Here is a 12,964-nt window from a genome sequence, read left to right on the forward strand (position 1 = left end):
TGATATACTATAATCTAAATATTAGGTACATTCACAAAAATAACAAGTCTGTATGCTAGTCTGTTTTGACTTGTTATTTTCTTTCATGTGCCTTAGGAGGTGTTGTACAACGTGTTAAAAGATATAAAAGCAGCAATATTTGATATGGATGGAACACTAGTTGATTCTATGTGGATTTGGGACAAACTTGATAAAAACTTCCTAGAAAAACGTGGTATTAAATATGATGAAAATTTAAAACATTCTATAGGACATTTAAGTTTCCAAGGTACTGTCAAGTATTTTAAGGAACATTTTAAATTAGAAGAAAGTGAAAAAGAAATATCTGATATATTTAACAATATGGCTTATGACGAGTATAAGAATAATGTTACTCTAAAATCTGGTGCTAAAGAATTTTTACAAATGTTAAAAGAAAAAGGAATAAAAATTGGACTTGCTACTTCAAACTCTATTGATTTACTTGAAGTAACTCTAAAAGCTAATGGTATTTATGAGTATTTTGATGCTATAACTATAACAGATGAAGTTTCAAAGGGAAAAAACTGTCCTGATGTTTATCTTCTTTCTGCAAAAAAATTAGGGGTTAATCCTTGTGATTGTGTTGTTTTTGAAGATATATTACCTGCCATACAAGGTGCAAAATTAGCCAACATGAAGGTTGTAGCCGTTTATGATAAGCATTCTGATCCTCATAGAGATGAAATAATAAAAGAGGCTCACAAGCATATAAATTGTTATTCTGAAATTAATGAAGCTGTTTAGCCTACAACAGTAAAATTCACCTAAACATGAAAATAGAAGGATAAACACCGTAAACAAGCAGATTTCACCTAGTATTCTAAAGTAAAAAAAAGCATTGTTTCTTAAATTCCAATAACTCGCTTCGCTCAAACAATTGAAATTCTTAACAGAAACAATACTTTTTTTCACTAAGAATACTTACGGTTTATCTGATAATTTACTAACGTTTATCCTTCCATTTTCATTAGAGAATTTTATTATTATGAGAATATACAATTTAAAATAAAAATTCATGAAAAGTGAGATCTAATCAACACAAATTAGCTGATTGCACAGAGTATTATAAGGCATAAAAAACTTCATATAGCTAAATTCCAATAACTTGCTTCGCTTCGAACAAATTGGAATTCTTAACGCCGTTAATGCTTTTTTATAACAAGAATCACGAATATCCAACTACCAATAAATCACTTCGCTCAAACAATTGAATTCTTAACAGAAACAATACTTTTTTTCACTAAGAATACTTACAGTTTATCTGATAATTTACTAACGTTTATCCTTCCATTTTTATTAGAGAATTTTATTATTATGAGAATATACAATTTAAAATAAAAATTCATAAAAAGTGAATTCTAAGCAACACAAATTAGCTTACTGCACAGAGTATTGTTCTGAACAAAGTAAAGAAAAGCATCCTCAATTCGTCACTTATCACTTAAATATTAAGAATGGGGCTATATCAAAAGTTATTTTGATATAGCCCCATTTCTTAATATTTTTTATATTTTCTTATAAAATACTCACTATATCCTACATATATCCAGTAAATTATTGATACTACACTTATAACATATACTAGTACAGATTCAACAAATCCTAGGGCATATAATGACATAAACATAGCGAAAATAACTTTGAGTATCCTTCTGTTTTCTATAGGTATATCTTCTTTAAAAATATCTTTATAAATTGCTACACCATTGGCTATGAAGAACATGACCATAAATATAAGTGCTAAGATTCCATGAGAGCATAATATTTCAAAATATATATTATGCATCCTTCCTCCATCAATTCCTGGCAAGAACTGAGTTGTTGAATTTTTGATTATATCTACAACATCCTTGTATCCTACCCCTAAGAAGGTATTTTTTGTTACTATTGATTCATATCCTTGCGTCCATATCATTTGTCTTCCACTTAGAAAACCATAGTACTGATAATAATCTGTTTTGTTTGCAAAGTTATCTAAATTGTTAATGATTTTAGGTCCATATACAGGTAATGAAACTATACCAATTAAAATTATAATTAATATGCTTCTTCTTAAAGTTTTATTTTTTATCGATATAAATCCATATACTATAATAAATATTATTAATCCAATCCATGATGCCCTTGCTTTGGTAAGATATAGCACTAAGCCTTGTACTAATATGTTCACCCAATAAAATGCCCTAAATCCTCTAATCCCTGATACTATGCTTATAACAGTAACCATAATTGATATTAAACTTACAAGTCCTGCAATATTACTTATTAAAAATAAACCTTTTAAAAGATCTGGTCTCGTGATCTCATTATATGCTATTGAAAAAATATTAAATTTAAATACAAACATACATAAGCTTATTGCTGAAATCACAAAACTTCCTATTATAAATATAAAGTTTACTTTATTTATCTCCTTTAAAACATTTCTTGGTGTTTGGGTTATTTCTGAATTATTTAAAACACCTATTTGAATTATTGTTATTAGAAAAATCCTAAAATTATATGCTTTACTCGGAAATAATATTAGAGATATTATGTTCATTAAAATAAACAAATTAAGCATTAAGTTGAATTTTTTTAATATCTTATTTTTATTAGTATAAACATCTAATACTATTAATCCACATCCCCAACCTATCATTAATAATTTTAATATAGTAAAACTATTATATGTGGAAAATTCTGTTGCGAAGAACAAAGCATATAATATAAATGCTGTTTTATATGCTGCCCTTTGTTTAATTACATCTATTTTGTTTAAAAACTCCATATTTTACTCTCCTCACCTACTTTTCTATAACGTATATGTCCTTTGCATGCCAAGTTCTTTCGTCTTCAGGCGGTAACTTCATATAATCCCCATATATATTTTCAAGAACCTTATGTGGATTATTAGGACCGTAAAACTCCATTCCTTCAAATTCTATTTTGTTTAATGGAAGTATATCTTCTTTGTTAAATTTTTTATTCCAAATGAGTTCCCCACCATAATTAATTATTCCTTTTGTCGAATTCTCAGTCCATCTAACTGTATTCATAGCAAATTCATATAAGGCTTCATAACTTAAAGGTTTTGTTAAAACATTTAATGTTCTTCTAACCTTAGCTTTGATATCTTTACCATTAACTTCATATTTGCATTTTAGAAGAAAGGTGAGAATATCTTGCCTTATAAATTCCTTCGTTTTAGAATTACAGACATCATCATATGGAAAAACATCTATATATATACCACTATGATATTTAGGATGCTCTTCTCCAAATTCAACAAACAATGTATTATTTTTTCTTACCTTTGCCGGTATATGATACAAAGTATAGTTTTTATCACTTTTCACAGTTTGAAGGAATAAATCACTTTTTAATTTTTTAGGTGCTACTTTTAAAAACTTTTCATAATCTTTTCTAAGCATTCCTATATCTAAATCATCATCCCATGGAATAAATCCTTTATGCCTAACAGCTCCAAGCAATGTACCATCAATTATAAAATATTTTATATTATTTTCTTCACATACCTTATGCACATCTTTTAATATTTCTAACATTACTAACTGTGCTTCTCTAAGTGTACATTTTTTTTTATTTTCCATAATCTCATCCTTTATTCTCTATCAAATAATGCTTAACTTCAGCTAGACTTTTCTTTTTTTAATACATTATCCAGCCACAACTTAAAAGAACTTATCCAAGTGCATATAATACCTGCTTATCCTCAACTTATAAATAGTAGCTATTGGATAAAAAAACTCTTATTTCCCCATTATATTATAATTATATCTTATTTATAAATTGTTACAAGTCAATTAATGCTTAGGCATCTGAAAAAATAACAGACCATAGCTTCCAAGTGTATTTGGTATAAGACAAAGAGTTAAAGGTCATTCATAGTGGTGCTCTATGTAACTTATGACGATGAAGTATTATACACAATAGCCAAGAATGCTGGTGTATTATTTTTTGAAGATACCTTAACTAAACTATTCCCATTCATATGTAAAAATATTCCTTCAAAAAAGTCAAAAGACAAGTAATTTATTCTTCTTACTTGTCTTTTGAAAAGTAATTTATTCTTCTGATGTCATTTCTTCAACTATTTTTGATAATAGCCTTATCTGTTTCCCTTTAGAGTACATAGCTATGGGTATGTTCATTATAAGTCCACCTATTGTACCACATATAATATCCCACATTGTGTCATGTAAACTATTCATTTGAGCTGTTAATCCAAATATTTGATCAGTTGAAAACTCCCATATTTCCCATACACCTGCTGCTGCAATTGTAAACACTAAGGAGAAAAATATCATAGCTGCTGGTCTCATTTCTTTGTGTATTTGATTATTACCTAAATAAATATATATAAGAAATCCAAATACAGCTAGAATAACTCCAGATGCAAGATGAAGTATTTTATCATAGTGAGGAAAACCATAAAAGTCAAAAACATTTGCTAAATACATGGACGCAAATATAAATGCCATTGTTACAACATAAGCTGCTCTTGATTTTCTTAAGAACGTATTCTTAAATACAATTCTTGCGAAAATCAGTGTAACTATTATTAATAATATTCTCGGGCCTTTTATTCCACTACGTGCTATTGCATCCCAACCATACGTTATTACCAATAAAATCATAAACATTATAGTAATTAAATCATCATATTTTAATTTTTTTTTCAATTTGTACACCTACCATTGTAATTATTATATTTATATTATTTTACAAAAAATAATCTATATACTATATCATAGAGAAATCCTCATATTATTGTTAATATAGTTTTTATTCGTGCATTTATAATATCACAAGTCTTTAAAGTAGTATTAAACTTGATGTTAAATATCTTAAAATATAATTTTTATCAAAAAAAGAAAATGACTAAGTATCTTGGTACTTAGCCATTTTTACTCATCTAATTTTATTAGGCACATTCAAAAAATAACAATTTAGTATACTAGTATATTTGACTGTTATTTTCTTTCATGTGCCTTATTTAATAAATTAGATTATTTATATACTTCAACTTTAAATTTATTCTTTAACTCTTTAGTTAAATCAAAGTATCTTTGATTTTGTTTTTCTTGAAGAATTGCTCTTTCTACAGCATCTTTAACTTCTTCTAAAGATTTTTCTCTTGCTTCTTTTTTGTCTACAACTTTAACTAAGTGATATCCAAATTGAGTTTTAATTGGAGCACTTACTGTATTAACTTCTGAAGAGAATGCTACTTCTTCAAATTCTGGAACCATACTTCCTTTTCCGAAGAATCCTAAATCTCCACCATTTTGAGATGATGGGCATTTAGAATGTTTAAGTGCTGCATCTTCAAATGCTAATCCTGCTTCTATTTCCTTAGCTATATTGTTAGCTTCTTCTTCTGTTTCTACTAATATATGTTTAGCTCTAACTTGTGCATCTTCTCTAAAATTATCTTTTCCATTTTCATAGTAAGTTTTTATTTCTTCTTCATTAACTTTAACTTCTGAAAGTTCTTTATTTATAACTGTTTGAGTTAATAAATCTTTTTTAGCTCTTTCAAGTTGTGCCATATATTCTTCATTATTCTCTAAACCTAATTCTTTACCGTAATTATACATTAATTCAAATGATATCATTTGATCTAATAATTGTTGTTTTCCTTCTCCTGATTGAAGATATGCTCTTCTTTCTGCTGGGTATCTCATTATTGCTGCTTCTAAATCACTCTCTTTTATTTGTGCTCCGTTAACTATCGCTAAAATTTTATTTTCCATAATCCTTCTCCTTTAACCTTTGGCATTATATTCTCTTTTATATTAACACATTTATGAAATGTCTACCACCCAGGATATAGTTGATTGTTTGAATGTGCCTTATTCCCCTGCTACACTTACATCACAAATTTGAACTGCAATTGGCCCTTCATAAGAAGTAGTTTTGTATATATCACTGCTTAAATAAAGTTTATCCTGTACATCCTTTATATTTGCTGATATAGAACCACCTGTTATAGGAGTTATTTTTTCTCCACTATTATATAACCCAAGCCTTATTTCTCCTGCAAAATCTCCAGTTAATTCATCCATTTCAAAAGATGAGAAGGCAAGTACTAAAAGTCCAATTTCTTTTTCCATATCACCCATAGACTTATTGCCACATTTAACAATTACGTTAGGTATATCCCCTGTAGGTTCTATATTTAAATACTGGCAAAATCTATTGTTTCCATAATAATTTTTAAGCACGCCATTACTTATTAAATCTAAGTCATTAAGCTTTATACCATCGTTATCATATGGTGCTGAAGTCTTTGAATTACTTAAAAAAGCTTTTAATGATATATTTAAGTAGTCCCCCTTTATGCCTTCTCCTTGAAGCTTCTCATTAATTTTAAAGTTGGATGTTTTATTATATATACTACTTGCCTTAGCTCCATTTACATAATATCCAGATATTAATTCTCTTACTTCATCTTCACATAATATAACATTGTATTTACCACTTGGTAATTTATCCTTAGCTTTCTCTCTAAACTTTGTTTTCTTTAAAGCTCGAATAACCTTATCATCAATATAATTTTTATTTAACTCTGTAAAAGATATATAGTTATAAAGTTCCACATCTTGGTCCTCTATCCATTGAGTTATAAATTCGACATCTGAGTATACTTTTTCATAACTTACATCTATGCCCCCTGAATTTACAATTCTTTTATTAACCTTATATACAAATATCTCACTTGAATTAATAAATCCTTTTTCAAATACATCTTTATTGTACAACATATCCTTTATTATAAATGCTGCATCTTCAATTGTATTACTTGAAAATCCATTAGGTATTACAATATTATCCTCTTTATTCCCTTTTGGTAAATCATAATATTCGTTTTTTATAAAATTAGCAGCATACATTGCAGTGTTTACTATTACTTTTATTTCTTCCTTTTTCATTGTTCTAAATATAGTTACTTCTGATGCTCCTCTATATCTTTTACCTTTTTCTTCAAAATCTTTGTAAACAGTTAATGTATAGTTTATTACATCTTTGCCTCTACTTAAATCTACATCCTTTTTTATAAAAAATAATTCTGCACTTTCTACTTTTTCCTCAACAATTTTGTAGGTTGTAACATTGCATTCTTGAAGAACCGATTTTAATAACTCTATCATTAGCCCAACCTCACTTTACTTTTAATGTACGGTCCACCACAGGATACCTTAACCCATTCCTTATGCCCTTTTCCACAGAATCCTGCTCCACTTAATCCTACTTCACCTGAGACCATTGATACAGATTTTAAAACATCTGGTACATATCCTGTTATTATTATTGGAGAATATAATTTCCCTGTTAATTTTCCTTCTTTTATTTCTCTTGCAACTAATGCTGTACATTGTATTCCCCAGTTCTTAGGATCTTCCATGCCACCCCCTGCACCTTCTAATAAAAGACCGTACTCTATAGATTCAATCATTTCTCTTAATGTGCTTTCTCCAGATTTAAAATAAGTATTGGTCATTCTTGAATAAGCCTTTCTTTCAAAGCTTTCTCTTTTACCATTCCCAGTTGGCTTAATATTTAATTCCATAGCTGATATATAATCACTAAGTCCATTTTTTAATATTCCTTTATCTATTATTATTGTATCTTGGGCCAATGTTCCTTCATCATCAAAATCATAAGATGATGTTTGCTCTACCCCCTTAGCTCCGTCTACCATAGTAACTAAAGGAGATGCTATTTGTGTATCTATGAAGTGTTTTGCTTTCGCTCTATCTTTAACAAACATGTCCATTTCAACCCCATGACCAAAAGCTTCATGTGCTATAAGTCCACTTACATCAGGACTAAAAATAACATTATATTCCCCAGGCTTTATAGGCTCCGACTCTAATAAACTAATAGCTATTTCTACTGTTGAATTAATTTTCTTCTCAAGATCATCTAATATTTCTACACCTTTTAATCCTGATACTGAATCAAAATAGTATTTACTTTTATCATTTCTTGAAGTTATACAAACGGCTGATGCATCTGCCCACATATAAGTTTCTTCTAAGTCTTTATTATTAGATAAAAATATTTTATTTACTTGTAAAAAGCTATAATTAATTTGAAAATTTACTATTTCATTGCTTTTATTAATACCTCTATCTCTTAGCTGCTCAATTTTTTGTATTATAACTTTATCCCCTAAAGTTCTAGGATTTATATCTATGTCTTTTATTAATGATTGATTACTCTTAATTTCATCTATATGCTTATGTTTTTTTATACTTACATTTCTTTTTTCTAAGTTTCTTATATTTATTTTTATCTTTTCAACAATATTATTCAATGATTCCTTTGATATTTCATTAAAGGAGTATTCATAGTATTCTCCGTCATCATATACTCTAGCTACAAACCCTCTTTCATTAAAATCATTGCTTGCTATACTAGAACTTTTTCTATTTGTAGAGTATTTTTTGCCAATGCAATCTGATCCTAATACTGAAACATACTGAAAGTCTCTATTTAAAGTATTAATTAGCTCTCTCAGTAATACCTTTGATTCGTAAAGGAATTTACTATGCCTAAGTGCCAAAATCACCACTCCTTTTTCAAATATTTGGTTTTATAAATAAATTATACCATTACATTCCTTAATATATTAATAATTATTCAAATTATTGTATATACTTTTTGTTAATTTTCTCATTAGAAATCTGAAACCCAAAATTTAATTGTTAGTTTTTCTAAATAACGTAAAAAACATCATCAACTTGTCACTTAAATAAAGTTGTTATAAAATATAAATTCAAGAAAGCTCTATCTTGTAGATTACTGTTAAAATACTTGTTATAATTGCATAAGTTAAAGGGAAACACTAAGTTTAGTAGAGAGGATGTGATTTAATTGGAGCATGCTATAAGTTATGATTCATTGTTAATTTTAAGTATATTTGCTTTCATTACTCCCTTTTTAGTTAAAAGTCTAAAAAAAATTAAAATCCCCTATCAAGTAGGAGAAATATTTGTTGGTATATTAATTGGTACTAGTGGTCTAAACATTATAAAAAGTGACCTTTGGATAGTCTTTTTATCAGAGCTAGGTCTTGCTTATTTAATGTTTTTAGGTGGACTAGAAATAGATTTTTCCAATAGAAATAAAAATAATAAAAGCAAAAAAAATCAGGGTATTATAATAATGCTTATGTTTATTCTTTCACTTATTATATCTTATTTAATAGTTGGAGGAGTTAACATATTGGGATTACAGAAAGGCAAACTATTCTTCAGTTTATTATTTACTGCAGCAGCACCTGGTCTTATGGTTCCTTATTTAAAAGGTAAAGATATGCTTAATACAGATTTTGGACAGAGTTTACTTATCTTTTCTCTTGTCTGTGAGTTCATCTGTTTAATTGGAATTACAATTATAGCTTCAACAACTATGTACGGGTTTAGCTATAAAAATTTCCTTTTTATATTACTATTTGTTGCAGCATTTTTGATTTATCTTGTTACAAAAAGATTTTATAAACATTTTGACTTATGGGCTGTGAATTTTAAAAATTTACATATAGGTGTTAGAGCAGCTTTTGCATTAATACTAATGCTTGTTACTTTATCCAACAAAATAGGAAGTGAAATAATACTTGGTTCTTTTCTCGCTGGTATAATAGTATCATTAATATCAGGAAAAGCAAAAGAAGAATTAACCCATAAACTTGATATTATAGGATACGGCTTTTTAATTCCTATATTCTTTATAATGGTTGGAGTAAATCTTGACTTAAAGTTAGTATTTAACGATACCTCTGCATTAAGTAAAATACCATTTATAATTTTAGGTTTCTTTCTTGTAAAAGCTATCCCTTGTATTCTTTTACAATATATTTATGGAAGAAAAAAGGCTATAGCTTCTGGTTTTATTCTATCAGCTCAGCTAAGTTTAATTATTGTTGGTTCTCAAATGGCATTAAATCTTAATTTAATAGATTCTGCAACCTATGGTGCCTTCATATTATCAACAGTTATATCTTGCATTATATTCCCCATATTATTTGAATATATTTTAAAGGATGATGTAGATATATCTTCTTCTAAAGATAAAGTAATAGACAGAATAATTATTAGAGAAGTACTACCGGTGAATCAGAAATATCTAAATACCCCTCTTAAGGATTTACATTTTCCTGAGGATACAAGGGTATTCCTTATAGATAGAAATGGAAAAGAAATTTTTCCAAGTGGTAATACAACTATTAACCTAGGAGATGAAGTAATATTAGCAGGTTTAAGCCATGCAGTTGAGGAAACTGTAAATTTAATGGAGTTCATAGGCTAAGATTAAAAGTGGCTATGCCAAGCTTAATTGACAGTTGCCAATTGCCGTTGAAAATCACAGATTTTCTTTAAAAAAATCTTTTTATTTTAGGATCAAAAATTTTTATAACTTATCTGTATATTAAAAAAGGTATCTCAAAATAAATTTATATTTTCAGATACCTTATATTAATAACCTATATCAGTTTATTGTGGTATTTCATTTTGATAAGCTTCTCCTAATCCTACATCTGCAAAACCTTGTTGAACTATTTGTCTTTCTTGACTGTCTGATCCATATAAACTAACTGCTGCAGCTACAAGTGCATTTCTTGCATCCATGAAATTAGAACTTGCAGATAAATTTTCTGTTAATGCTTTATAGTATATCTTACCAGCTTTATCAAATCCAATTTTAGAAGCTATATTATAGAATGCTTTATTTGGTATACCTGAATTTGTATGAACTCCACCCCAGTCTCCATTTTGAGTATTTGGAAGGTTTTTATAGTCATTCATATGAGCTGGTTGTCCATACATTGTAGGATCCTTAGCACTTCTCTTTAATACATATCTGGATGTTGGAAGTTGTAAATTGTCCCCCATTTCCCAAAGAGTATTATCTCCTTCTATTATAAGTCCAAATACATCAGAGAATGATTCATTTAAAGCTCCACTTTGATTTTCATAAGCTAAATCTGCTGTTGAGCTAGTAACCGCATGAGTAAATTCATGAGCAACTATATCAAGACAACCTGCAAAAGGTGCTGCGTTCACTTTGTCTCCTTCTCCAAATGCAAGGTTTCCTCTTCCATCAAAATAAGCATTCAAATAACTTCTACCAACGTTTACACTAGCAGTAATACCTGCGCCTTTTCCATCCCAAGAATCTCTTCCAAAAGTATTTTTATAATAGTCTGCAGCCTTAGCTACATTATAGTGAGCACTTACTGCTGATGACATAATTCCTCCAGCATTAAAATTAGTAGTACTATTTTGTACAATAGTACCTGGAACACGATAAGTTGATCTTCCTGAGTCATGAGTAGTATATACTCCTCTGCTTGATCTTGTACTATCTGATAGTTGATATTTGCTTCCTGATTTAGTTATTTGTATTGGTACGCTCTTTCCATCAAGCCCAGTTCCGCTACCTTCTAAATCCATTATTTTATTTTGTGTCTTTAATACTTCTCCAGTACTTGCATCAACAAATATACTCCAGTTAGCAGGTGATGGATCATTGTATATTATTTCAGCCATAAATACAGTTCTCCATTGTCCATCTAGCTTATCAACAAATAATTGAGCTGTAGGCGCATAAGTGTAATTTGCTTGATTATTTTTAACTTCTAATGAATCCTCAGCAATTTTTATTGCGTCTGCTTCAGATATTTTAACTTTTTCCATGAAGTTAACGTTTTCAAGAGTTGAATCTATATCAGCATTTATATTATAAATGTTACCATCATTATTTACGTGAACTATTAATATTTTATTTCTTACATCTATTCCATCTTTCATTAATTTAACCTTATAATGTGTGTTTCCTTGATCATCTTTCATTTCATCTTTAAGTTGAAAATCACCTGTTTGTAATCCAAATGCATCTTTGTTTTCCTCAACATATTTTAGTACGTCATCTTTATTATTGATTGCTTCTTCATTTAGTTTTCCATCAATAAATCTTGGTGATTTATTTTCATTTTCTCCCCAATACACATATGTGTCTCCTGATCCAATGTCAGTTTTTTGAGTAGATTTTTCTATTTTACTTTCTTCTGCAGTTGTAATTAGTGTTTTTAAATACCCGTCTCTAGAAACACTAGCATTAGCTCTTCCCCCAAAACCAACAAAACTAAAAACCATAGTAGTCGCTATAAGCATTGATATTAGTGTTTTTTTCATAATATATCAGTCCCCTTTTTAAATATTAAATATATTTATAGTTAAGTTTATGTGCTATTCTTAAAAATTGTACCTATTCCTTAATGTATTGATAAAATTTATGATAGATTTATGATAATATTATGATAGATTTATGGTATATTGTGAAACCTCTTATTTTATTTCATCATCTTGTAATTTTCATCATTTTTCTTCAATAATTATAGTACTATTTTTCAATATATACATTTAAAGTTCAAAATCACTATGTTTTATCAATATAAAAAGGGCTGCACCCTTTTTTTAATTGATAATTGATAATTGACAATTATTGTTGGAAGTCACAAACTTCCTAAATATAAAGTTGAAGGTTGAAAGTTGAAAGTTCAGGTTGAAAATCACAGATTTTCTCTAAATTATATTTTTTTAATTTTAAAATCTTCCTTAGAAGATTTATCCTTGAATTGTCAATTTTCAATCGTCAATTGTCAATTTCTTAAACTCTTGCAACTTGCCACTTGTAATTTTTCACTCATTAAAGTTCTCAACTAAAAAATCTATATATTTTAATAGTTATAAAAGTTATCCACAGGTTTGAAATTTTATAATATCCTATAGGGAAATAAAAAGATTCAATTATAGATTTATATTTTTATCTATAATTGAATCTTTTATGTTTATAATATATAACCATTCTTCACCTATATTTGTTTTAAATTCTTTATTGATAAATCTAATATAGGTGAAGAATGAGTCAA

At 28.2% G+C, this 12,964-nt stretch carries 9 protein-coding genes; 2 read left to right on the forward strand and 7 right to left on the reverse strand.

Going from position 1 to position 12,964, the window contains the following annotated elements:
• Positions 1–111: 111 nt before the first annotated feature.
• Positions 112–765, forward strand: a complete 654-nt coding sequence (locus BM119_RS18615) for an HAD family hydrolase (RefSeq protein WP_090043214.1) — start codon at positions 112–114, stop codon at positions 763–765.
• A 751-nt stretch (positions 766–1,516) separates the two neighbouring features.
• Here BM119_RS18615 and BM119_RS18620 read toward each other — a convergent pair.
• The 6 genes from BM119_RS18620 to BM119_RS18645 form a co-directional block, all read right to left on the reverse strand.
• Positions 1,517–2,791: an O-antigen ligase family protein gene (locus tag BM119_RS18620; protein WP_090043215.1), complete on the reverse strand. Its 1,275-nt coding sequence runs from the start codon at positions 2,789–2,791 to the stop codon at positions 1,517–1,519.
• 16 nt (positions 2,792–2,807) lie between these two features.
• Positions 2,808–3,614 (reverse strand): LicD family protein, encoded by an 807-nt coding sequence (locus BM119_RS18625; protein WP_090043216.1) that lies wholly within the window; start codon positions 3,612–3,614, stop codon positions 2,808–2,810.
• 474 nt (positions 3,615–4,088) lie between these two features.
• Entirely contained in the window at positions 4,089–4,706 is a 618-nt protein-coding gene (locus BM119_RS18630; RefSeq protein WP_090043217.1) for a DUF2238 domain-containing protein, read from the reverse strand.
• Between the two features lie 327 nt (positions 4,707–5,033).
• Positions 5,034–5,780, reverse strand: coding sequence for a peptidylprolyl isomerase (locus BM119_RS18635; protein WP_090043218.1), 747 nt, complete (start codon positions 5,778–5,780; stop codon positions 5,034–5,036).
• 99 nt (positions 5,781–5,879) lie between these two features.
• Complete coding sequence (locus tag BM119_RS18640) at positions 5,880–7,178, reverse strand: metallopeptidase TldD-related protein (RefSeq protein ID WP_090043219.1); 1,299 nt, start codon at positions 7,176–7,178, stop codon at positions 5,880–5,882.
• Complete coding sequence (locus tag BM119_RS18645; RefSeq protein ID WP_090043220.1) at positions 7,178–8,596, reverse strand: TldD/PmbA family protein; 1,419 nt, start codon at positions 8,594–8,596, stop codon at positions 7,178–7,180. The genes BM119_RS18640 and BM119_RS18645 overlap by 1 nt, the downstream gene beginning before the upstream one ends.
• Before the next feature lie 311 nt (positions 8,597–8,907).
• On the opposite strand from BM119_RS18645, the gene BM119_RS18650 reads away from it, so the two are divergent.
• On the forward strand, positions 8,908–10,341 hold the full coding sequence (locus tag BM119_RS18650) for a cation:proton antiporter (RefSeq protein WP_090043221.1): 1,434 nt from the start codon (positions 8,908–8,910) through the stop codon (positions 10,339–10,341).
• A gap of 185 nt (positions 10,342–10,526) precedes the next feature.
• On the opposite strand, the gene BM119_RS18655 is transcribed toward BM119_RS18650, so the two are convergent.
• On the reverse strand, positions 10,527–12,227 hold the full coding sequence (locus BM119_RS18655) for a M4 family metallopeptidase (protein WP_090043222.1): 1,701 nt from the start codon (positions 12,225–12,227) through the stop codon (positions 10,527–10,529).
• Positions 12,228–12,964: the final 737 nt, after the last annotated feature.

Source organism: Clostridium frigidicarnis (assembly GCF_900111985.1).
GTDB lineage: Bacteria > Bacillota > Clostridia > Clostridiales > Clostridiaceae > Clostridium_Z > Clostridium_Z frigidicarnis.